This window comes from Bifidobacterium asteroides (genome assembly GCF_003202755.1).
Lineage (GTDB): Bacteria > Actinomycetota > Actinomycetes > Actinomycetales > Bifidobacteriaceae > Bombiscardovia > Bombiscardovia asteroides_F.
This window is the reverse complement of the sequence record NZ_QGLK01000004.1, coordinates 499,720-521,953: the sequence shown is the minus strand read 5'-3', so window position 1 is coordinate 521,953 and position 22,234 is coordinate 499,720. Positions and strand designations below refer to the sequence as shown.

Sequence of the window (22,234 nt, the reverse complement as noted above, 5' to 3'; positions counted from 1 at the left end):
GAGGGAGGAGCGTACATCATGGATTCCATCCGTTTGAGTTCCATCAAGGTCGCACCCCTGCACGGCCAGCAGAAGCCTGGGTTGGGCTACCAGGTCGATGCCGTCCTTTACCTGGATTTGAGTGAGGCAGGCAGGCTCAACGACGGCACCCAGACCGTGGACTATGTGCAGATTGTCCGTCGGATCGTCAACCTGATCCAGAACGAGCCGGCTGATGAGATTCTGGAATCCCTGACTGCCAAGGTGGCTGATGCCATCCTGCTCTCCCACCAGATCCGCCGCACACGGGTCACGGTCACCCGTCTGGGTGCTGACCAGGGAACTGGGGTAGATTTTCAGGTGGGCGTCACCCTTGAGCGTGCAGCCGACGATCAGGTGGAAGGCAACCCTGCCAGCATGGAATCCGGGCGGGTTAGCAGCGGCGGGAATGCTTCTTTAGGGCATCCCTCCTTCCTGCTGTCTGGTCAGGCTGATTCTGGCCATGCGGCACAGGCCCGGCTGCGTCACCCCCTGACCTTCTCCACCCAGAGCGGCCTGTACTCGGATCCGGATAGTGATAACGAAGCGTCCACTCAGCCGTCTGTTGGAGGAGTCAAGCCACAGGGCCTTCTGATGCGTGATGTGATTGCGCTGGAAGGAGCATCGGGAACCGACCGGTTGACCATGCTCCGTGCTCTTGCAGCCCTGGACGGAATTCCCGGCAGTCAGCTGGTCGGCATCTCGCCCCTATATGCCTACCGTGATGATCAGGGGGATCAGCGTCTATCGGCTGTGGTTATTCTGCAGACGCCGCTGAATCTTGGTGAGCTGCGGTCGGCCCTGGACATGGTGGCCGCTCCTATCAGACAGATGGGCGGACTGGATGCCGATGTGGTTGAGGTGGAGACCTCGGACGGTTCGGTTCTGTCTTCCCGGGACCGCCCCCCTCTGCTGACCGCCGATGCTCCATCGCGCATTCTGATTCCCTGGGCCTATTTGGAGCCTGAATACTGCCTGCCTGGGGCTGGCGGATCCTGTCTGGCCAGCCTGGCCAACCGTGCTCCTGACCGTGACCGTATCAGCCTGGTCTCGGAGGACTGGATTCTGGACGGTCTGTCATGAGGGCCCGCCGCACCCCGCTCGCGCACTATCTGGTCGCCCTGGTTCTGGGCCTGATGGGAGGCGCCGGCATCTCGGAACTGGGCATGTCCACCAGGACGGACCTGATGGGGGTTCCCTGGCTGGTCAGTGTATTGCTCTTCCTACTGGGGTTGGCCATCCTGATCATGGCCTTCCAGGTGCATCGCTACGCCAAGGGGGACCGCAAGCAGATGGATTTGCGCTTCGCGGTCAACGTGCTGATCATGAGCAAGGCCCTGGGCATTGCCTGTGCCGCCCTGTTGGGCTGGTACGGCAGTCAGGCCCTGATCAGCATGGGTCATGCAGGCGCGCCCTATTACACACGGGTCATGCAGGAGTGCCTGGTCGCCTCCCTGGTCTGTCTGCTCGATGTGGTGGCCGGAGCCGTGGGGGAGTGGCTCTGCCAGTTGCCCCCGGATGACGGGCCTGAGAACCCCGACCGTCGCAAGAAGTCCTCGCGAAGACCGATGGCCGATGCGGCCGATACCGCAGATAGGGCGGAGATAAAGGCCGATTCAAGCAAAAAGCACAGCTGAACAGCGTTCAAGGCCCTAACTGGGGACGTTTCTGAAGATAGCCGGCCTGCTGTCGACCAAGCTATTGATCCCTTGCTGGGGAAGAATATGCGATGACGTAGTGGAAGCTCAGTCTTTGGGCACCCTGATCATGGCCTCCTGAACCATGTAGGCAGCTAGGTCACCCTGGCGGTTATAGACCTTGGCCATGCACAGGCTGCGGCCGTGGTCGGCTACAGGGGACTCCTGGATGAAGCAGTGCCAGTCGCAGGGATCCATATCCTGATACCACCACATGGCATGGTCGATGGAGGCGAAGGAGATCCCCGGGGTTGTCATGCTCAGCCCGGCACGGCGCAGGGCGGGCTCCATCATGATCTGATCGCATTCCATGGCCAGCAGGGCCCGGCGCATCAGCGGGTCCAGTTCGGCTCTCCCCTGGGTACGGCTCCAAACGGCCTGGCGACTCCTGCTGTCGTCCTTGGAATCCCCATGTTCTGCATCATCTGCATCGTCCAGCAGTACCGTGCCGCCGACATGACGCATATCGAAGGGACTCTGATGGGCGTAGTAGTCAGCAAAGGGGGACTTGTCGGCATAGGGTTCCATCAGCTCTCGGGAGCCAGGCAGGTCCTCCGGATCGGGCAGCCCGGTCGGCATGGGGTCGGCATAGCGGACGCCCTCCTGGCCGACCTGCTGATAGGAGAGCAGGGCGTTCAGGATGGTCCGTTCCCCCTGGTGCAGGTCAACCCGTCGGGAGGAGAAGGAACGTCCGTCACGGATGGTCTCCACTTCCGCCTGGACATCCTGATTCAGGAGTCCTGTACGCAGGTAATAGGCGTGCATGGAATGAGGCAGTCGACCCTCGGGCACGGTCCGCCCGCCGGCCATGATGGCCTGGCCCAACAGCTGGCCTCCGTAGAGGCGGCCAGTGGGGAAGTCCAGCGATTTGCCCAGGAAACGGGAACGGCCATCGGCGGGCTGCCACTCCTGCAGGTTCAGCCCAGCGATGGCCTGGGCCAGTGCTTCATCCTCGGTGCTCATGCTTCTCCTCGGCCCTCGATCCCTCGGGGTGTATTTCGGTTCAGCGGGTCAGTTTGCGGTGGATGCGGTGGGGCCTGGAGGCCTCCTCGCCCAGACGCTTGACCTTGTTCTCCTGGTAGGCCTGGAAGTTGCCTTCGAACCAATACCAGGAGGCCGGATTCTCGTCCGTGCCCTCCCAGGCCAGGATATGGGTGGCGATTCGGTCCAGGAACCAGCGGTCGTGGGAGATGACCACAGCGCAGCCGGGGAAGGCCAGCAGGGCGTTCTCCAGACTTTCCAGGGTCTCCACGTCCAGATCGTTGGTGGGCTCGTCCAGCAGCAGCAGGTTGCCGCCCTGCTTCAGGGTGAGTGCCAGGTTCAGTCTGTTGCGCTCGCCGCCCGACAGGACGCCAGCAGGCTTCTGCTGATCCGAGCCTTTGAAGCCGAAAGAGGCCACATAGGCGCGAGTAGGCACTTCGACACCGCCGACCTCGATGAAGTCCAGCCCTCCGGAGACCACCTCCCAGAGGTTCTTGTTGGGGTCGATGCCCTCGCGGTTCTGATCCACGTAGGAGATCTTGACCGTGTCGCCGACCTCCAGGGTGCCCGAAGTCAGCGGTTCCAGGCCCACTATGGTCTTGAAGAGCGTGGACTTGCCCACGCCGTTGGGGCCGATGACGCCCACAATGCCGTTTCGAGGCAGGGTGAAGCTCAGGTCGTCGATCAGGACGCGGTCGCCGAAGGCCTTGTGGATGTGCTCGGCCTCCAGCACCTTGGAGCCCAGGCGGGGCCCCGGCGGAATCTGGATCTCGGAGAAGTCCAGCTTCTTGTTGTTCCGTGCCTCGTTCTCCATCTGCTCGTAGCGCTCCAGACGGGCCTTGTTCTTGGCCTGCCGGGCCTTGGGTGAGGAGCGGACCCATTCCAGTTCGCTGTTGAGACGCTTGGCCAGCTTGGCATCCTTCTGGCCCTGGACCTCCAGACGCTTGGCCTTGGTCTCCAAGTAGGTGGAGTAGTTGCCCTGGTAGGGGTAGAGGTGGCCACGGTCCACCTCGCAGATCCACTCGGCCACGTTGTCCAGGAAGTACCGGTCGTGGGTCACGGCCAGGACCGCACCCTTGTAGGTGTGCAGGTACTGCTCCAGCCAGAGGATGGACTCGGCGTCCAGGTGGTTGGTGGGCTCGTCCAGGAGCAGCAGGTCGGGTGCCTCCAGCAGTAGACGGCATAGGGCCACCCGGCGGCGCTCGCCTCCTGAGATGACCGAGACCGGGGTGTCCGGGTCGGGGCACTGCAGGGCATCCATGGCCTGGTCCAGCTGGGAGTCAAGGTCCCAGCCGTTGGCGGCGTCAATCTGCTCCTGAAGCTGACCCATCTCGGTCATGAGGGCGTCGTAATCGGCGTTGGGGTCTGCCATCTGTTCGCCGATCTGGTTAAAGCGGTCCACCTTGCTCATGATGTCGCCGAAGGCCATGCGAATGTTCTCGCCCACGGTCTTGTCTTCGTCCAGCGGCGGCTCCTGCTGGAGGATGCCTACCGTATAGCCGGGGGTGAGCTGTGCCTCCCCGTTGCTGACCGTGTCCAGGCCGGCCATGATCCGCAGCAGGGTGGATTTGCCCATGCCGTTGGGGCCCACCACGCCGATCTTGGCGCCGGGCAGGAAACTCAGGGTCACATCGTCCAGGATGACGCGGTCGCCGAAGGACTTGCGCGCCTTGATCATCTGATAAATGAATTCGGCCAAGAAGCTACCTCACAGAACCTTAGAAAGACAGTGCAAACTGCATTCATGGTAGTGGGAACTTCTGACTTATGCGCCGGGCTGATAAGCCAGGTGAAGCAGTGCATGGCCGCCTATAAACAAGACCTATGACCGGACCCTGGTTCTGCCGCCTTGGTCGGGGTAGCCTTGAGTCGACGTTCCCGCCCGGCATGCGCAGGTCAAGGAACGCCGGACGGGCTTTTGCTGGCATGGCAGGTACCGGCCTATCGCTGTGCGCATGAGGAATGGGCCGTCCGCTCTAGGGCGGTTGTAAGGGAGTATCAATGACGGTGAAACAGCAGCAGAGTCGGATTTCCGCAGCTCATCGGTTGCGTTGGAGGCCGCTCGACATTGCGGTCGGCGCCGGCCTGGGCGCGGTGTCGGGGCTGATTTACTGGTTGGCCAGTCTGCTCGCCTCGTGGATATTTCCGCTGATGACGGCCCTGCTTCCTGGGGCGGCGGCCCTTTTACATGGGGTCTTCTACTTTCCCTGCACCCTTTCCCTGTTGATATTGCGCAAGCCAGGCGCAGCCGTCTACGTTGGCGTCATCAGCGTCCTGGTCGAGATTCTGCCTGGTAATGCCTATAACGTGCCGATGATTTTGGTGGAGGCCATTGTCGAGGCCCTTTGCGCGGAATTGGCCTTTGGAATTTTCCGTTACCGCCGGTGGACCCTGGGAACGACCGTTTTGGGGGGTATTCTGATAGCTTTGGTGTACAACGCTTTTCTCCTGGCCTTTTACTATCAGGGGGTCTCCCTCCTCAGCCCGAGGGGGATTATCGGCACTATCTGTGAACTGATCAGCGGAGTGGTTCTGGCTGGACTGGTCAGCTGGTTCCTCTTCCGGGCCATCGGCCGCACCGGTGCTCTGGATCGGCTGGCATCCGGTCAGGATGTCAGGCAGGTCTGAATATCGGTATCCTCGTCAGACCGACTGTATCGACCATATGTTTGTTGTGCAGCTGTGACAGCCCGTACCGGGCAGGAAGGGTCCTATTATGACCAAGCTTCGTTCCTACCTCGCAGCAGCGATGCTCCCGTTCATCCTGGCGGCGGGCGCCTGCGGCACCTCCCAGGCTTCCCAGGAAGACCGGGTCGACCCTCAGGCCGCCATCAGCGTCAACAATGCCGAACCTACGGCCCCCTTGATTCCCTCCAGCACCAATGACACCGCAGGCTGGAAGGTGGTGACTCAGCTTTTCGATGGGTTGGTCACCTTCGACAACAAAGGCGGGATGACCCTGGTCGAGGCCAAATCGATTACACCCAATGAGAATGCAAGCCGGTACACGATTGTCCTCAAGCCAGGACTCACCTTCAGCGATGGGGAGAAGATCACAGCCAAGACCTATGCAGATTCCTGGTCTTTTGCGGCGAATGCAGCCAATGGGCAGCTGGGTGCCTCGGCTTTTTCGACCATTGCCGGGTACGAGCAAGTCCAGGATGAGCACGGCGACCCCAAAGCCACTCTGTCGGGTCTTCGGGTGGTTGACGATCTGACCCTGGAGGTGACCATGGGCAAGCCGGATTCCTCTTTCCCCTACAAGGTGGGAGACGTGGCCTTTCTACCCCTGCCGGCGTCCGCCTACAAGGACATCAAGGCTTTCGGCAAGAAACCGATCGGGAATGGACCCTACCGCTTCAAATCATGGGTGCCCAATCAGGGGATCAAGCTGGAGAAGGATCCCACATACAAGGGACCGCGCAAGGCTCGGAACGGAAGCCTGGAGTTCAGGGACTACCAGAGTCTTGATGCTGCCTATGCGGATGTTCAAGCCGGTCACCTGGATGTGCTCGATACGGTTCCGGTCTCTCGCCTGAAAACCTTCCATACCGATTCGGGCCTGCAGCCCTTGATCAAGCCGGGGCCGGCCTTCCGGTCCCTGACTATCCCGCAAGGCTTGAAGCATTTCCAGGGGCAGGAGGGTGCTCTTCGCCGGGCAGCCCTGTCATATGCCCTGGATCGCACGAAAATAGCCGACAAGGTCTTCGCTGGTTCTGTCACGCCGGCCACTGATTTCCTGGCCCCAACCATCAAGGGGAATGCCTCCGACATCAAAGGCAGGAAGGTGCTGGGCCACGATCCGGACCAGGCCCGTAGACTGTGGAAGCAGGCTGATGCCATATCTCCCTGGGAGGGCACGCTTCGCATCGCATACAGTTCTGACGGGACCGACAAGGACTGGGTTGATGCGGTTCTGCATGAGTATGCCCAGGTTCTGAGCATCAAGACGGAACCGAATATCTTCCCGACGGGTAAGGAATTCAATACGGCAGTTCATAACCGTCAGGTCAACAGTATTTTCAATTCGGGCATCACCTCGGACTATCCCCACCCCGAAGGCTACTTGGTTCAAGGGTATGCCTCCAGCCAGGCCGATGGCAAGGGTCTGAACAATGGGGACTACAAGAGCGCGGAATATGATGCCATTCTTTCCCGCGCTGCCTCCAAAACCGATCAGGACGAAGCCATGCAGGATTACCGCCAGGCCGAGGCCGTTCTCTTCAAGGATCTTCCGGTGCTGCCGCTCTGGTACAGGAAGGTCTCGGCGGTGGCCAGCAGGCAGGTTCGCCATGCTCCTTTCGGATACATGGGTCTGCCTGTCTACAACCAGGTCACCAAGTAGGTCCGACAATCCGGACCTGGCTGATGACGAGTCGTTTTGATACCATGACTCTGGCCGGTACGATCGGCGCGGGGCCTTAGCTCAGTCGGTTAGAGCAAACGACTCATAATCGTTCGGTCCAGGGTTCAAGCCCCTGAGGCCCCACCAGACGAAACCCCTACAGGCACAAAGCCTGTGGGGGTTTTCTTATATCTGCTGGGATAAGGTTCGTGCTCAAAATGTATACTATATTGCACGGGAAAACCGGTACGGACGGGCGGGCATAGAAAAAGCCTCGCCAGAACGGGCTGCTCTTTTGTCTTAATTGAACAGGTCCCAGATGCTGAACGTGGTCTTCCGGTAGATCTTGTTGTATATGGCTTTCTTGGGGTTTCGAATCCACCCCATGCCTTTCCTCCCATAGCCGGGAATAAGGTTCTTCTTCGCCTGCCGCTTCCACTTGCCCGTGGTCCGCGCCTTGAATGAGCGCTTAGGGCTGGGTGTGCGCATACCATATTTCATTCTTTGTCATTAGTCCTTGTCTGAGATGGACAGTGTCAGGTGCTGACCTGTTGAGTATATTCCGATGCTGTATTTGCTGGTTGAGAGGTGACCACTTCCGCCATTAGGTACTTGGTTATGTATGTCATCAGCGGTCACCCCCAGGGAATCTAGGAGGCAGTCGAGTCCAGGAAGGCCCTCGCTCGAGGCCGGCTCCTCCAGCTTTGACGCGTACAGGATGCTGTCGCCGTCCTTCTTATATTCGAACGCCGCCGACACTTTGGAGCATTTGTCGCTGACCTGTCGCGCTGAATTCACATTCTGCCCTCCACAGGCCGTGAGGGGGAGTGTGAAGGCAAGAACGGCTGCGATGACAGGTGCTGGTCTTTTCATCATGGCTCTAGTCCGCTTTGGCTATCAGTTGTTTTGTACGGTGATCGTGCTTGTTTGGGATCAGCTCTGTGCTTTGCAGTGCATGTGGCTCGAATCGAGTATGAGCTGGTAGTCGTTGATGATTTGGATTGTGACGTCGAGTTCGCAGGCGATCTGGTATGGGTTGCTTTCGTACATGGCTTCGGCTGTCTGGTATTCGAGTGGGTTGATGAGCTTTAGCGCGGTTTCGCGTCGTGTTCTGCGTTCCAGGCGTGCGCCGTAGACGCCTTTTCTGGTGGCGTCGGCGTGCTGCCAGTGGATGAGTTCGTGGACGAGGGTGCAGCGTTTCTGACAGTAGATGAGCTGTCTGTCGATGAGGATGGTTCTGGTGGTTTCATCGTAGAAGCCTGGCATGCCTGCCGGCAGGAGCGCGCTGCTGATGGTCACGTTGAGGGTGTCGGCGTAGTGACGCATCTGCCCGTATGTCATTGTCGAGGTCAGGCCGTCCAGGAGCCTTGGGCCTTTATCTGTCATCGCCGCCTTCTGCTTCCTTCTCCTTGTTGGGGTCGTTCATGGCTGCCAGCGCCTGGTCGCCGGCCTTGATCTTGTTCAGCACGTAGGCCACCTTCTCATCCTCGGGAAGCAAGAAGAGGTCCACTGTCAGCGGGGAGGGTAGGGGCCGAGGACTTCAATCACACGTTGCTTGGCCCTGCTGATGACCACGGTGATGTCTATTCCGATGTAGTCGCAGAACTCATAATCGTTCAGTCCAGGATAAGTGATGGAACAGAATGTAAGTTTCACGAGAAAATCAATGGTCTCTCATAGCGCCAAAGGAGCTTTCTCACCTTTGTTTATCTGAAAGTAATTTATAAATTACAAGCTCATCTAAAAGCTCATCGAGTAGAGTCCCATCGTTTAGAAGATTTACACGATGGCTTGGCGTTTCTTCTCATAGGCAGGGATGAGAGCCTATTTTTTGGTATTTGAAGCTGTATATACCCATGTGATGATCGCTCTTTTTGTGTCGGGTATATCCCCGCGTTGGAAGTCAACACTGTTTCTTCCTGTTAGTTCATCCATCGCAGGCGACCATCTTTGGCAGTTCTGCAGGTTAGAGTGGCGCCATTTTGGTCTGACGCTCCAGTGGACCCTGCTCCAGAACAGAATGCTCCACGGTGTACGGTGCCTTGTGAGCGGAGTTGTGGCTGCGCCTGCTGCTGTTGGACATGCTTTTGGGGCTGGAGTTGTTGGTGTTCAGCTTGTATTTGTGCGGCTTGGTCTGCGGCTGCTTTCCCTTGTGCAGCCTTGTTTGCTGCAGCTTTCTCCTGGTCCTTCTTGTCTTGTTCGGCTTTTTGTTCGGCTGCCTTCTTGTCAGCCTGCTCCTTATCCCACTTATCGGCTTTGTCCTGTACTTTCTTGACTTGGTTTTGCGCGTCAAGCAATTCCCTACGAGTCTTACGCAGATCGGCCTGTGATTTCGAGTAATCCGATTGCAGATCTTTGTAGTCCTCAGAATCTTTTGGATCAGAACTGCAACATGCGCTGAAACCAAAGCCGATGAAGAAGGTGAGTAAGGCTATGAAAGCTGTCTTCCATATAGATTTACCAGGTTTGCCTTTGTGGGTGTGGTGTCCGGTAGGTTTAGTGTTGCCGCTGTCGTGAGGCGGAGCTGGAGGAGTGGCAGCATCCGTTGATGCTGTACTTTTAACTGGAGTCAATACGCTTGTATCTTCCCTGGTATCAGCAGGAAAGAGCTCGCTAGTTTGTTTCTTCATAACTATGATCGCTCCTTGGTACAATCATCGATGACCGCACGAGCAGGACACTACTAGTATAAAGCGCTGAAAGGCTTGCATGCTCAGGAACCTGTTCGCGACATTTGACTCTGTGCGCATAAATCACTCGAAGGCTTGGATTCTTGACAATATTGCTTATTCGCACATGCTGACCTTTGTTCTTGCGTGAATGCACTTTGGCGGTACCCATATACAGATCGTCGATACAATAACTAGCTTTGACAAAAATGTATAGAACAGATAGACATCGACCGCGCGCAAAGCCATGTCAGAATTCTTCGAATCATCTCGATTAAAGGCGTTAACATTTTCTATCCAACCATGACAAGTATTTTCAATTTCCTATATTACATGCAAAGCAGTCCGAGTAATATGAACGTGTTCTCATTGTAGATGTTACAGATATTTAAAATACGGCTCTTGGAGTTATGCTGTTGCGTTTGCTGCTATTTTAGAAAGCGGAATCGAATTTGCACACGCTTCAGTTTTCGAGGGAGTTATGCAACTCGTTTCTTTTTTAGTATATAAGGTCTTCTTGATGCTTTGATATATAGATAGATAACTTATACCTGCACTATCGGTGTAAGGCACAACCATTGAATGTGCTCACAAATGAGCGTGTGGCATCATAGGCAATTGATTAGTTTTAGTGAATCGAACAATCCTGTTCTCTCGCGTGTCATAAGGATAAAGGCTGTGAGAACAACGATGTTCATTTATGTTTTAATTCCTCGCTCGTGTTTCAAATGTACCAAACCTATCGCGAAAATTCCAAAATTGTGTGGACAAAGAGACGGGTTCGCTTATCGAATAGGACGTGGACGTGGTATTTGTCAGTGAACTCAGCATATGATCGACCATCACAAACATGTATCTTTGCTGATTGTCAGCGAGGGCTATGAGTGTTTTGTGCCCCAAACTTTCTTGATAGTCTTAGTAGAAGGACTAGCCCCGGCTATTGTCGGGGCCGTCCTCTCGTCGCCTAGCTCTAGCATCCATGATTCACCGATGCAAATATGTATGGCTTCACATGTAAGCCGGGGGAAAAGAGCTAGGCGCGTTTTTTATATCGGATCATAGAGCACCCTCGGTGTATATCCACTTCTGGGTGCCCCAAGCGTGCATACGTAGACAGCCATAAAATCTGCGCATGCCACAATAATCCGGAAGCGTTTCCGTAGAACCGCTAAGTATGAGAATTTATCAGGGAAAAGAATACGGGACGGGCTCGAGTCGAAGCCGTCAGCATATGCCGGGAAACTATACGCATGTACATCTCCTCTGGAACTGAAGATAGCTCAGTCCCTGTAGGTCCATCGTGTATACGTCCCCCGTATATCTGTTCTTAATCATACACCCTGGAGGGGGTGTGTCAAAGCTGAGAAGGGTGCCGTCTCCGTGCTTCCGGTCAGATGGATTTGATGAAAAGATTGCTGGCCTCGGGCAGAGCGGTTTGCGCATCTCCGCTCCTCCTGGCTGAAGGGGATAAGCGGTACGTGCCTACTAAACAAGCTACCTGCTTGCTTGAATCAATAGGGTAGCTCGCATTGTTTCGTCGGGTCTATTTTCTAGGGGCGCCCTTGAATATATTGGACCCTCAGAAACCTAAGGTATGTTCATTCTTGGACTTCAAAATCCAGGCATAGCCACTTATTGGCATGAATATGACTGACACCTAGACGATGATCCTCGGCTGGGTACATCTTCAGTTGCGAATATTTCAACAGAAGAGTGTTATTGGTCCATAAATGATCAACCGTTGGCCTCAGATCTCTTATTGATGTTACTCGACAGGCTGCTCCTTGTTTTCTCTCTTTTCCTTTCTGATCAAGTGCAAGTATCTATACACCGTTGGTGCTGAAATGCCCAGTGCACCAGCCACGGTATCTATTGCACCCTTGATCAGGAAGATACCCGAATCGTCAAGGTCGGTGATGAGCTTCAGTCGTTCTGATTTGTTCATCCGCTCGGGCTGAACCCTGTGTTCCGCTACAAATGATTGGATGTGCTGATTTGTCAGATCCTCTGCGTTCACGGATAGGGTTTCATGCGTCCCATCGGTGACCGCCTGCTGAACAGATGCATCATTCTGAATTATTGCATTGCCATGCTCATCGGGCGTATCCACAGTTTGTGTGTCAGGATCCGATTGATCTCTCATGATGCGATGTGTAGGGAATGGGGATCCGCTGGAACTGATGGAATCCAGATAGTCGCTAGCTGTTCGCAGAGCTTTACTGGTTTCTTTAAAGATGGAATTGTCAAAGTTGATGCAGAGAAAACCGATGACCTGATCTTCTGTATTACGCAGGAAAAAGGTGGAGGAGACAATAGGGCGGCCTTCATGCGTGTAGCCAGCATAACGGACCAGGTAGTTTCGATGCTCGTATTCGCGGTTCTGCCAGATTCTCAGAACAAGGTCGGTAGCGGGACTGCCTACTTTGCGTCCGCTGACATGGCCGTTGGCTATTGCAACGACTGAGTGTGAGAAGTCCTTTACGTCCTGCAGAACGACCTCGGTGTCATGTCCCAATAGCTCGCCTAGGAAGTCTACCAAGGGAATAAAGGGTCGTAGGGATGTTGAGATGTTCTCTGTTCCGTTCATATTGCATTCCTTTCCCCCTGACGGTCTGTATTTGCAACAGGAAACAATGCTGACATATAGAGGAAATTCTATCACAATACAAAAAAGCTATTTTGTTGGAAACAAAATATTATTGATATGATAAAATAATATAAACAACTCAAGGAGGAGGTGCAGCACATGAGTAGATCTGATTCACAATCCAGTTCGGCCGAGAAATATGAAGATGAAGATTTGAAACGTAGCCTCAACACTCGGCAGATGGGAATGATGGCGATTGGCGGTGCAATCGGAGTCGGCCTGTTCTACGGGTCCTCCGGGGCAATATCTTATGCAGGTCCATCCGTTTTGCTGGCATACGCACTGGCAGGCGCTGCTATATTTGTAGTCTGCCGGGCAGTGGGCGAAATGGCCACTGCTGAACCGGTATCAGGAGCAACCGTATCGTATGCCAGCAGATATATTCATCCTTTTGTAGGGTATGCAATAGGTTGGACCAGTCTGCTTGGTTGCGTGGCTGGTTCAGGAGCGGAATTTACAGCATTGGGTAAATATGTCCAGTTTTGGTTTCCCTCCTTTCCCATATGGGCCAGCGGCTTGATCGGCATGGTGCTGATGGGCGTCATCAACCTGATATCCGTCAGCTTCTATGGCGAGTCGCAGTTTTGGCTTTCGGCCGTGAAAGTAGTCACCATTGTCGTTATGGTCATCGGTGGCCTGATCATCATCTTCACCGGCATCGGCAACGGCGGGCATCCAGTCATGCTCAAAAACCTGACAGTCGATGGATTCATGCCGAATGGCCTGTCGGGGCTGCTGTTTTCTGTGGTCATGGTGGCTTTTGCCTTTGGAGGCTCGGAGTCGGTCGCCTATACGGCAGGTGAAGCAAAAGATGTCAAGAAAACCATGCCTCGCGCCGTCAACGGGGTGTTTTGGAGCATTATCCTCTTTTACCTGGGATCCACTTTTGTGATCCTGTGCATGTGGCCCTGGGATAGGATGAAGGGTGTGGGTTCTCCCTTTGTCCGTGTCTTCGCGTCATTGGGTATCCCGGCTGCGGCCTCCATCATCAACTTTGTCGTCATCACCGCGTCCCTGAGTGCCGTTAGCAGCGGCATCTTCATGTACAGCCGTCAGCTTTACAACCTTTCGCTCCAAGGCAGCGCTCCCTCTATACTCTCCAAGGTGTCAAAGAAGAAGATTCCATACGTCAGCGTGCTGACTGTAGTGCTTATGCAGCTGGTAGGCATAGCGCTGATGGCTGTTCTTCCTGAGCGGGCATTCACTTTTCTCATCGATCACGGTTTTCATGCTGGTTTTCAGCTGGGTGGCCGAGCTTGTCAGCGAGTATCACTTCCGTTCCATAAAGCGTCGTGAGGGCAAAGAGGACGAGCTGACCTTCAAGCTGCCTCTGTACCCCTTCAGCAATTTTTATGCGCTCGCGTTCATGGGGCTGGTCATGATAATGATGGCAATAATGCCGGAATACAGAATCAGCTACCTGGTGACCATACCCTGGATGATCCTTCTTGCAGTTCTGTTCGTTCTTCAACGCAGAAGCAGCAACAAGCAGACTGAGACAACTTCGGATGAAGACTTGGTCAATCCGGCGCCCACTAACGGAGAAGCGGATTTGGACGCTACACTTTCAGGCGAGGGTCATGAGGCCATGGCGGATTCCTGATCGTATCGCCGAGGATCTGGCTAACTGAAAAAGACGGTCGGTTCGTCCGGCCAAAACATGGAAGGAACACAATGACCTACGATTTCACCAGCATCATGGATAGGCATGGCAAGGATGCTATTGCGGTTGACGGTTTGGGCGCCCAGCCTGGTTTCGCTCCCGAACCGCCCAAGGAGGGGTTCGATGTCATTCCCATGTGGGTGGCCGACATGAATTTCCCAACTGTGCCAACCATTCCCGAGGCCATCATTGAGCGTGCCAAGCATCCGGCTTTCGGCTACTTCGATCCGAGTGATGACTACTACAATTCAATTATCAACTGGCAGCGGACCCGTAACGGCGTGGAGGGCCTGACGGCCGAGGCCATCGGCTATGAGAATGGGGTCTTGGGCGGAGTGGTTTCCACCTTGACCGCCTTTGCGGCTCCTGGCGATGCTGTGCTGCTTCACAGTCCGACATATGTCGGCTTCACGATGTGCATCGAGAACAACGGTTACCACATCGTGCACAGCCCTTTGAGGAAGGACGAGCAGGGCGTCTGGCGGATGGACTTCGAGGACATGGACCGCAAGCTCAAGGAGAACAACATCCATGTGGCGGTCTTCTGCAGCCCGCACAATCCCTGCGGCCGTGTCTGGGAGAAGTGGGAGATCGAAAAGGCCATGGAAGTATATAAGGAGAACGACTGCGTGGTCATCTCCGACGAGATATGGTCAGACCTGATCCTGGCAGGCAACAAGCATATTCCTACCCAGTCGGTCAGCGAGGATGCCCGTAACAGGACGGCTGCCTTCTATGCGCCCAGCAAGACCTTCAACCTGGCCGGTCTGGTAGGCTCCTACCACATCATCTATAACAAGTATCTGCGCGACAGGATTGTGGCCAAGGGGTCCAAGGCCCACTACAACGACATGAACGTGCTGTCCATGCATGCCCTGATCGGAGCCTACAAGCCCCAGGGCCAGGAGTGGGTGGACGAACTCCGGCAGGTTCTGACCGGAAATGTGGACTACGCCTACGATTACATCCGGCAGCATTTCGAGGGAGTCGAGCTTTCCAAGCCCCAGGGCACCTACATGCTCTTCCTTGATTGCACGCAATGGTGCAAGGACCATGATCTGAGCCTGGACCAGCTGCTCAAGCGTGCCTGGGATGTGGGTGTAGCCGTTCAGGATGGGCGGCAGTTCAAGGCTCCCTGCGCCATCCGCATGAACCTGGCCCTGCCTTTGAGCCGTGTCCGGGAGGCCATGGACCGTCTGGACAAGTACGTCTTCAACGCCTGAATGATTTCTGAATTATCATGGACCCTCGCTGTCGGGCGGAACCGATCGGCGAGGGTCCATCATATGTGGGCGAATCCTTGCTACAGACTCACTGGAATTGCATGCCGCCGTCCACGATCAGGGTCTGTCCGGTTACATAGTCGGAATCATGCCCGGCCAGGAAGGCCACGGCATTGGCCACATCCTCGGGCTCGGAAAGCCGTCCCAGGGCGATGCCGTCCGAGAAGGTGGACATGCCCCACTCGTCATCCTTGCCGGCGTTGACCCCCACCTGATGAGCGATGTCCATCATCATGGGTGTTTTGACAATGCCGGGGGCGTAGGCATTGGCTGTGATGCCCTCCTTGGCCAGATCGCGTGCAGCCACCTGGGTCAGGCCGCGGATGGCGAACTTGGTGGATGAATAGAGCATCAGATTGGGGTTGCCCACCACGCCGGCCTGGCTGGTGGCGTTGATGATCTTGCCTCCGTGGCCCCGATCGCGGAAGGCCTGAACGGCGGCCTGCATCCCCCAGATGGTTCCTGCCACATTGACGTGGTAGACCTTGTCGAACAACTCCGGGGTGATGGACTCGATGGGGGTCGTCGGTCCCAGGCCGGCGTTGTTGACAATCACATTGAAATCGCCCAGCTTGGTTGCGGTCTTCTCGACGGCTGAGCGCACCTGGACACGGTCGGTCACGTCCAGGGTGACGGCCATGGCCTGTCCGCCTGATTGCTTGATGGAGTCTGCCACGGCCTGGGCCTTGTCTGTATTCATGTCCGCTACGGCCACGGCGAACCCGTCCTTGGCCAGACGGCGGGCTATGGCCTCGCCGATCCCCTGAGCCGCCCCTGTAACGAACGCCACTTCCTGCTGCATTGCTGCCCTCCTTTGTCGCCTCGCCGGGCCGGTCGGCCCGACTGTTCGATTCTAAAGGACGCTCGACCAGCCACCTTGGTTGATTGATTCGGCGTGTGGCGCAAGGGTGCCGTATTCTCTCCGGGTTGCGCTAGACTATTACGCGGTTGCCGGTTCACGTCCGCCACAGGGGCGGTCGACCCGGGGCCCTTGGATCTAGGAGTAACCATGAAGCAGGGAATTCATCCCGATTATCATCCCGTTGAGGTCACGTGCTCGTGCGGCAATACCTTCATCACCCGTTCGACCGCTCCCGGCGATCATATGACGGTTGATGTCTGCTCGCACTGCCACCCCTTCTACACCGGCAAGCAGAAGATTCTGGACACCGGTGGTCGCGTGGCTCGGTTCGAAGCCCGTTACGGCAAGAGGACCAAGTAGCACTTCCAACGCCAGTCCCTTCCGGGTCGCTCTGCTATGCCCGGTGGGGACTGGCGTTTTTTATGACTTGAACCATGCGGATGAGCGGACGGGAAGGGTGTAGATGAGCGAGGAGCAGTTTCCGGCGGCGGTGGCTGCCGTCGAGGAGTACGGTCGCCTGGAAAAGCAGATGAGTCAGCCCGAAACGGCTTCAGATCCGGCACAGATTCGCAAGTTGGGCCGCAGACATGCTGAGCTCGCTCCCATCGTTGAAGCTTATAAGGCCTATCAAAGCGCCTTGGAGGACAGCCAGGCGGCCGAACAGATGGCACGGGAGGATCCTGACTTCGCGCAAGAGGCCAAGGCCGTGGCTGACCGAATACCGGACCTGGAGCAGACCCTGCGTACCGCTCTTATCCCGCGCGACCCCGATGATGGCCGCGACACGATCATGGAGATCAAGGCCGGCAGCGGCGGCGAGGAGGCGGCCCTCTTCGCTGGCGATCTGATGCGTATGTATGTGCGTTATGCCGAAAAACGTGGTTGGACCACCGAGATCATGAGTGAGAATCGTACTCAGCTGGGCGGGGTGAAGGATGCCCAGTTGGCCATTCGCGCTCGCGGTCAGGTGGCCCCTGCCGACGGCGTCTGGGCTTCACTCAAGTACGAGGGCGGTGTCCATCGGGTCCAGCGTATTCCCGTCACCGAGTCCCAGGGCCGCATTCAGACTTCAGCCGCTGGAGTCATCGTCTTTCCCGAGGCCGATGAGGATGACGACGAGATCGAGATCGACCCCAAAGATCTAAAGGTTGATATCTTCATGAGCTCCGGCCCGGGAGGACAGTCAGTCAACACCACCTACTCGGCTGTGCGCATGACCCACATTCCTACCGGCATCGTGGTCTCCATGCAGGATGAGAAATCCCAGATACAGAATCGTCAGGCTGCCCTGCGGGTGCTCAAGTCCCGCCTACTGGCCATGAAACACGAGGAGGAGGCTGCCCAGGCTGCCGACATGCGCCATTCCCAGGTCCGTTCTCTGGATCGATCCGAGCGTATCAGGACCTACAACTTCCCCGAGAGCCGGATTGTGGATCATCGCACCGGCTACAAGGCCTACAACCTGGAGCAGGTGCTGGATGGCGACCTGCAGGCCGTCATCGACTCCGATATTCAGGCAGACGAGGCCCGCAGAATGGCTTCACAGGGGTGAATCAGCAGGAGTATGGGACCAGTCTGGCTGGACTGGTTGAAAGCGGCCATCGCCTGTTGGCACAGGCCGGTGTGTCTACGCCGCTCAATGATGCCAGGCTGCTGCTGGCCGATGCCCTTGAGTGCGATCTGCATCAGCTGGATCAGGCTCTGCTCTTGGACCGGACAGTTGCGGAACTGTTGACGAATGAAGGTGGTCGCAGACAGGCTGGTGGTTTTCAGTCGGCGGCCCTGGAACGTTATCGGTCCTATCTGCAGAGGCGAACCGGACGCGAACCCCTGCAGTACATTCTTGGCCACGCCTACTTTCGTTATTTGGATCTCCGCCTGGGGCCGGGGGTCTTTATCCCACGTCCTGAGACCGAAACGGTGGTCCAGGCGGGAGTGGACGCCTTGACCGGAGTGAATCATCCACTGGCTGTGGACCTGTGCTCAGGCAGCGGGGCCATCGGCCTGTCCTTGGCCACCGAGGTTCCAGGAGCGCGGGTCAGGGCCGTGGAGGTAGACGAGCAGGCGTATCGGTGGGGCGCCTTGAATGCCGCCGCTCAGGAGGCTGCCATCGGTGAGGCTGGGTCGGATTATCAGCTGCTGCAGGCCGATGCCACGGATCCCGCCACACTCTCTGATTTGGATGCCCAGGTGGATTTGGTCATCAGCAACCCTCCCTACGTCCCCCTGGATGCAATTCCTGACCAACCCGAGGTACGCGACTGGGATCCGGACCTGGCCCTCTATGGCGGTTCGCCTGACGGGTGCCTTTTGCCTTGCCGCATTCTGGACAGGGCCATGGTCTTGCTGGCTCCTGGCGGTCTGCTGGTCATGGAGCATGATGCCTCCCAGGGGCCGGCCATGGTTGCTGCTGCACTGGAGCGGGGGTATGTTCAGGCACGTACTCATCAGGATCTGGCTGGTCGAGACCGCTACCTGACAGCCTGGCGGCCTGCCTTGGTCCTGGGATAGATTGGTAGCTGGTCGCATGAACATGTCGAGCCGAAAGGTTGTGATGCAGGGTATGAGCCGGGTGATGACCTATGACAGTCGGTCGCCGCAGTTGCTGGCCCAGGTGGTGGCCGCCGGAGGGCTGGCGGTCATTCCTACCGACACGGTCTATGGCATCGTCTGTGATCCATGCAATGATGCGGCCATCGATAGGCTCTTCCAGGCCAAGCACCGTCCCAGGACCAAGTCCATCCAGGTGCTGCTGGATGGGGTCGAGACCATGGACCGGCTGGATCTTAGCCTGCCTGCGCCTCTTGATCGCCTGGCCGACGCCCTGTTGCCGGGTCCCTTTTCGCCTATCGCCCTTGTGGGGAAGTCCTGCCCCCTGCGCACCCCTCGGATCGAGCCCGAGGGTCCCACCCAGGCCGTCAGAGTGCCTGACTCGCCCATCTGTCGGGCGCTCCTGCAGGTGACCGGACCTTTGGCTGCTTCCAGCGCCAATCGATCGGGCAATCCCAGCGTGGAGACCGCCCGGCAGGCCAGAGCCGAGCTGGGTGATAGCGTCGACCTTTACCTGGACGGGGGGCCGACTCCCGGTTCGGTGGCCAGCACGGTGGTGGAAGCCGACAAGGCTGATCCCGACGGAATACATGTGCTGCGGCAGGGCGTAATCGGCGAGGCCCGGGTCCGTGCCCTTCTGTCGGGCCGGTCCAGCGGAGGGGAGGGCCAGTGAGGGTATACCTGTTCATTGCCGCCATCGCTGGCGGGGCCACCTGGCTGGTCATGCCCATGGTTCGTCACCTCGCCATCAGGGTTGGCGCCGTAGGCGTGGTCCGCGCTCGCGACGTACATAAGGTGCCCACCCCTCGTATGGGCGGCCTGGGCATGCTGATCGGCTTTGCCGTGGCCATGTGCTTCGCCTCCCGCATCCCCTTCATCACAGGCCTCTTCCAGTCCGGCCATCAGGCCTGGGTCATCCTGGCCGGGGCCGTAGCCATCTGCCTGCTGGGCATAGCCGACGACCTCTGGGACCTGGACTGGATGCTCAAGCTGGCCGGCCAGCTGCTGATCTCGGTCTTCGTCTCCTGGGGTGGTATCCAGATCATCTCCCTGCCGCTGGGATCCCTGGTGGCGGCCTCGCCTAGCCTGTCCATGGCCATCACGGCGTTTTTGATCGTGGCCTCCATCAATGCGGTCAACTTTGTAGACGGACTGGACGGCCTGGCTGCAGGCATCGTGGCCATCGGGGGTATCGCCTTCGCCATCTACTCCTATATCATCGCCCGCATTTCGCCCGACTACGCCTCACTGGCCACGCTGATCGACGTGGCCATGGTGGGTATTTGTGTGGGGTTCCTCCTGCACAACTGGCATCCGGCCAAGCTCTTCATGGGCGACTCAGGATCCATGCTGCTGGGATACCTGATTACTTGCGCCTCTATTGTGGTCACCGGCCGGTTGGATCCGGCCACCATTCATGCCAGCATCTATCTGCCGGCCTTCATGCCCATTCTTCTGCCCATTCTGGTGCTTTTCCTGCCTGTTCTGGACATGTGCCTGGCCATCATCCGAAGGCTCAGCCACGGGCAATCACCCATGCACCCCGACCGCATGCACCTGCACCACCGTATGCTGCGCATCGGTCACACGGTTCGTTCCGCTGTCCTTATTCTCTGGGGCTGGGCTGCGTTGATCGCCTTCGGATCGCTATTTATTCTGTTCTTCCGTCTGCGATATGTCTTGATCGGCCTGGCTCTTGCTGCCATACTGCTGACCTTCGCCACTCTCTATCCTTACTACCGCCGTCGTCTTCCCGAAATCAGGCGCGAGAACGCCATTCTTGCCGCCCAAGGCTCGCAGCATGCGGCCAGACCTCCCTGGCATAGCAGAAGTCGCCACGATAAGGATGAGGACGACTGATTCACTGGATGAAATAGTACGGACACGGCACCGCGAACGGTCAAGAAGCACTTGTAGCATGGTGCTATGGCTATGGAAAACCCACAAAGCGAACCTTCCTCCTACACTCAACTCCCTGACGCCTTCCAGAAAATCGGTCTGGCCTATGACGACGTCCTCCTGCTGCCCAACGAATCCGATGTCATTCCCTCCGAGGTAGATACCACCACCCGGCTGACGCGGAACATCACCATGAAGTCCCCTGTATTGTCGGCTGCCATGGACACCGTCACCGAAGCCACCATGGCCGTGGCAATGGCTCGCAACGGCGGCATCGGCGTCCTCCACCGCAATCTCAGCATCGAAGATCAGGCCAATCAGGTCGACATCGTCAAGCGGTCCGAGTCCGGTATGATCTCCGACCCTCTGACCGTCACCCCGGATGCCACACTGACCGACTTGGACAAGCTTTGCTCCACTTACAGGGTCTCCGGTCTGCCCGTGGTGGATCGTCGGCAGCGGCTGGTGGGCATCATCACCAACCGTGACATGCGCTTCGTCAACCCAGCTGACTTCGACCGGCTCAAGGTCAGCGACATCATGACCAAGGACCACCTGATTACTGGTCCGTCCAACATCACCAAGGAAGATGCCCACCAGCTTCTGGCCAAGTACAAGGTGGAGAAGCTTCCTCTGGTCGATGACGAGGGCAAGCTTACCGGGCTGATTACCGTCAAGGACTTCGTCAAGACCGAGCAGTACCCCGAGGCCACCAAGGATGAGCGCGGCCGTCTGCGTGTGGCGGCTGCCGTCGGTTTCTTCGGCGATGCCTGGCAGCGCATTACCGCCCTGGCCGACGCCGGCGTCGACATTCTGGTCGTGGACACTGCCCATGGCCACGCCAAGCTCATGCTGGACATGATCCGCCGGATCAAGGCTGATCACGCCTTTGACCATGTGGATGTGATCGGCGGCAACGTGGCAACCCGCGAGGGTGCCCAGGCTCTGATTGATGCTGGCGTTGACGCAGTCAAGGTCGGTGTGGGCCCTGGCTCCATCTGCACCACCCGTGTGGTGGCTGGCGTGGGTGTGCCCCAGCTGACTGCGGTCTACGACGCCGCGCTGGCCTGCCGTCCTGCTGGGATTCCTCTGGTGGCCGACGGTGGAATTCATTACTCGGGCGACATTGCCAAGGCGATTGTGGCCGGTGCTGATTCGGTCATGCTGGGCGGTCTGCTGGCAGGCACTGAGGAGGCCCCTGGCGAGAAGGTCCTCCTGCACGGCAAGCAGTACAAGGTCTATCGGGGCATGGGCTCGCTGGGCGCCATGGCCCCGCGCGGCAAGAAGAGCTACTCCAAGGACCGCTACTTCCAGGCCGACGTCACCAGCTCCGACAAGGTGGTACCTGAGGGAGTCGAGGGCGAGGTGCCCTACCGCGGTCCGCTCAACTACGTGCTCTACGAGCTGGTTGGCGGCCTGCATCAGACCATGTTCTACACCGGTGCCCGCACCATTCCCGAGCTGCAGCGCAAGGGCCGGTTCATTCGGATCACCGATGCCGGTCTGCGTGAATCGCATCCACATGACATCGTCATGACCAAGGAAGCTCCGAACTACTCAGGCTTCCACAACTGAGCCTACATAGGCAGGTGATCGGCGCAGGATCTCATCAGGACCTGC

21 protein-coding genes, 1 tRNA gene and 1 pseudogene are annotated in these 22,234 nt (G+C 57.4%); 14 read left to right on the top strand and 9 right to left on the bottom strand.

The window, feature by feature from the left end:
* Nucleotides 1-18: 18 nt before the first annotated feature.
* Entirely contained in the window at nucleotides 19-1,101 is a 1,083-nt protein-coding gene (locus DKK74_RS06230) for a dihydroneopterin aldolase (RefSeq protein ID WP_181414939.1), read from the top strand.
* A complete protein-coding gene (locus DKK74_RS06225; RefSeq protein WP_045935650.1) occupies nucleotides 1,098-1,655 on the top strand; it encodes a DUF3180 domain-containing protein in 558 nt (185 codons plus the stop codon). Before DKK74_RS06230 ends, DKK74_RS06225 begins: the two co-directional genes overlap by 4 nt.
* Before the next feature lie 108 nt (nucleotides 1,656-1,763).
* On the opposite strand, the gene DKK74_RS06220 is transcribed toward DKK74_RS06225, so the two are convergent.
* Together DKK74_RS06220 and ettA are read right to left on the bottom strand one after the other, a co-directional pair.
* Entirely contained in the window at nucleotides 1,764-2,678 is a 915-nt protein-coding gene (locus DKK74_RS06220) for an acyl-CoA thioesterase (RefSeq protein ID WP_110413268.1), read from the bottom strand.
* Between the two features lie 40 nt (nucleotides 2,679-2,718).
* Complete coding sequence (gene ettA / locus DKK74_RS06215; RefSeq protein WP_110413267.1) at nucleotides 2,719-4,395, bottom strand: energy-dependent translational throttle protein EttA; 1,677 nt, start codon at nucleotides 4,393-4,395, stop codon at nucleotides 2,719-2,721.
* Between the two features lie 302 nt (nucleotides 4,396-4,697).
* Here ettA and DKK74_RS06210 point away from each other — a divergent pair, with 302 nt between their 5' ends.
* The 3 genes from DKK74_RS06210 (at nucleotide 4,698) to DKK74_RS06200 (ending at nucleotide 7,188) form a co-directional block, all read left to right on the top strand.
* Nucleotides 4,698-5,324, top strand: a complete 627-nt coding sequence (locus DKK74_RS06210) for an ECF transporter S component (protein ID WP_046323227.1) — start codon at nucleotides 4,698-4,700, stop codon at nucleotides 5,322-5,324.
* An 88-nt stretch (nucleotides 5,325-5,412) separates the two neighbouring features.
* Nucleotides 5,413-7,041, top strand: coding sequence for a peptide ABC transporter substrate-binding protein (locus DKK74_RS06205; RefSeq protein ID WP_110413266.1), 1,629 nt, complete (start codon nucleotides 5,413-5,415; stop codon nucleotides 7,039-7,041).
* A gap of 70 nt (nucleotides 7,042-7,111) precedes the next feature.
* Nucleotides 7,112-7,188: transfer RNA gene (locus DKK74_RS06200), tRNA-Ile, on the top strand.
* Between the two features lie 153 nt (nucleotides 7,189-7,341).
* Here DKK74_RS06200 and DKK74_RS06195 read toward each other — a convergent pair.
* The 6 genes from DKK74_RS06195 to DKK74_RS06175 all read right to left on the bottom strand — a co-directional run bounded on the left by DKK74_RS06195 (nucleotide 7,342) and on the right by DKK74_RS06175 (nucleotide 12,297).
* On the bottom strand, nucleotides 7,342-7,542 hold the full coding sequence (locus tag DKK74_RS06195; RefSeq protein ID WP_110413265.1) for a hypothetical protein: 201 nt from the start codon (nucleotides 7,540-7,542) through the stop codon (nucleotides 7,342-7,344).
* A gap of 432 nt (nucleotides 7,543-7,974) precedes the next feature.
* The gene (locus tag DKK74_RS06185; RefSeq protein WP_258334473.1) at nucleotides 7,975-8,427 is read right to left on the bottom strand and encodes a hypothetical protein; all 453 of its coding nucleotides are present in this window, start codon (nucleotides 8,425-8,427) and stop codon (nucleotides 7,975-7,977) included.
* Nucleotides 8,417-8,539 (bottom strand): hypothetical protein, encoded by a 123-nt coding sequence (locus tag DKK74_RS08845; RefSeq protein WP_258334472.1) that lies wholly within the window; start codon nucleotides 8,537-8,539, stop codon nucleotides 8,417-8,419. Before DKK74_RS08845 ends, DKK74_RS06185 begins: the two co-directional genes overlap by 11 nt.
* 14 nt (nucleotides 8,540-8,553) lie before the next feature.
* The gene (locus DKK74_RS08740; protein WP_181414938.1) at nucleotides 8,554-8,697 is read right to left on the bottom strand and encodes a hypothetical protein; all 144 of its coding nucleotides are present in this window, start codon (nucleotides 8,695-8,697) and stop codon (nucleotides 8,554-8,556) included.
* A gap of 266 nt (nucleotides 8,698-8,963) precedes the next feature.
* Nucleotides 8,964-9,671 (bottom strand): hypothetical protein, encoded by a 708-nt coding sequence (locus DKK74_RS06180; protein WP_110413263.1) that lies wholly within the window; start codon nucleotides 9,669-9,671, stop codon nucleotides 8,964-8,966.
* Nucleotides 9,672-11,475: 1,804 nt separating this feature from the next.
* Nucleotides 11,476-12,297: a helix-turn-helix transcriptional regulator gene (locus DKK74_RS06175; protein WP_110413262.1), complete on the bottom strand. Its 822-nt coding sequence runs from the start codon at nucleotides 12,295-12,297 to the stop codon at nucleotides 11,476-11,478.
* A 159-nt stretch (nucleotides 12,298-12,456) separates the two neighbouring features.
* On the opposite strand from DKK74_RS06175, the pseudogene DKK74_RS06170 reads away from it, so the two are divergent.
* From DKK74_RS06170 to DKK74_RS06160, 3 genes and pseudogenes are all read left to right on the top strand, one after another.
* Nucleotides 12,457-13,753: pseudogene (locus DKK74_RS06170) on the top strand (amino acid permease); the annotation flags it as partial.
* Nucleotides 13,754-13,960, top strand: a complete 207-nt coding sequence (locus tag DKK74_RS08735; protein ID WP_181414937.1) for a hypothetical protein — start codon at nucleotides 13,754-13,756, stop codon at nucleotides 13,958-13,960.
* 71 nt (nucleotides 13,961-14,031) lie between these two features.
* Complete coding sequence (locus tag DKK74_RS06160; protein ID WP_110413259.1) at nucleotides 14,032-15,243, top strand: MalY/PatB family protein; 1,212 nt, start codon at nucleotides 14,032-14,034, stop codon at nucleotides 15,241-15,243.
* Nucleotides 15,244-15,331: 88 nt separating this feature from the next.
* On the opposite strand, the gene DKK74_RS06155 is transcribed toward DKK74_RS06160, so the two are convergent.
* A complete protein-coding gene (locus DKK74_RS06155; RefSeq protein ID WP_110413258.1) occupies nucleotides 15,332-16,105 on the bottom strand; it encodes a (S)-acetoin forming diacetyl reductase in 774 nt (257 codons plus the stop codon).
* 207 nt (nucleotides 16,106-16,312) lie between these two features.
* Here DKK74_RS06155 and rpmE point away from each other — a divergent pair, with 207 nt between their 5' ends.
* The 6 genes from rpmE (at nucleotide 16,313) to guaB (ending at nucleotide 22,189) form a co-directional block, all read left to right on the top strand.
* Complete coding sequence (rpmE, locus tag DKK74_RS06150; RefSeq protein ID WP_015022244.1) at nucleotides 16,313-16,525, top strand: 50S ribosomal protein L31; 213 nt, start codon at nucleotides 16,313-16,315, stop codon at nucleotides 16,523-16,525.
* A gap of 103 nt (nucleotides 16,526-16,628) precedes the next feature.
* On the top strand, nucleotides 16,629-17,717 hold the full coding sequence (gene prfA / locus DKK74_RS06145) for a peptide chain release factor 1 (RefSeq protein ID WP_110413257.1): 1,089 nt from the start codon (nucleotides 16,629-16,631) through the stop codon (nucleotides 17,715-17,717).
* Nucleotides 17,714-18,676 carry a peptide chain release factor N(5)-glutamine methyltransferase gene (prmC, locus tag DKK74_RS06140; protein ID WP_110413256.1) on the top strand — a complete coding sequence of 321 codons (963 nt, stop codon included), beginning with the start codon at nucleotides 17,714-17,716 and terminating at the stop codon, nucleotides 18,674-18,676. The genes prfA and prmC overlap by 4 nt, the downstream gene beginning before the upstream one ends.
* Nucleotides 18,677-18,728: 52 nt before the next feature.
* Nucleotides 18,729-19,388 carry an L-threonylcarbamoyladenylate synthase gene (locus tag DKK74_RS06135; protein ID WP_110413317.1) on the top strand — a complete coding sequence of 220 codons (660 nt, stop codon included), beginning with the start codon at nucleotides 18,729-18,731 and terminating at the stop codon, nucleotides 19,386-19,388.
* Complete coding sequence (locus DKK74_RS06130) at nucleotides 19,385-20,575, top strand: MraY family glycosyltransferase (RefSeq protein WP_110413255.1); 1,191 nt, start codon at nucleotides 19,385-19,387, stop codon at nucleotides 20,573-20,575. The genes DKK74_RS06135 and DKK74_RS06130 overlap by 4 nt, the downstream gene beginning before the upstream one ends.
* A 66-nt stretch (nucleotides 20,576-20,641) precedes the next feature.
* Nucleotides 20,642-22,189 carry an IMP dehydrogenase gene (guaB, locus tag DKK74_RS06125; RefSeq protein ID WP_110413254.1) on the top strand — a complete coding sequence of 516 codons (1,548 nt, stop codon included), beginning with the start codon at nucleotides 20,642-20,644 and terminating at the stop codon, nucleotides 22,187-22,189.
* Nucleotides 22,190-22,234 lie beyond the last annotated feature (45 nt).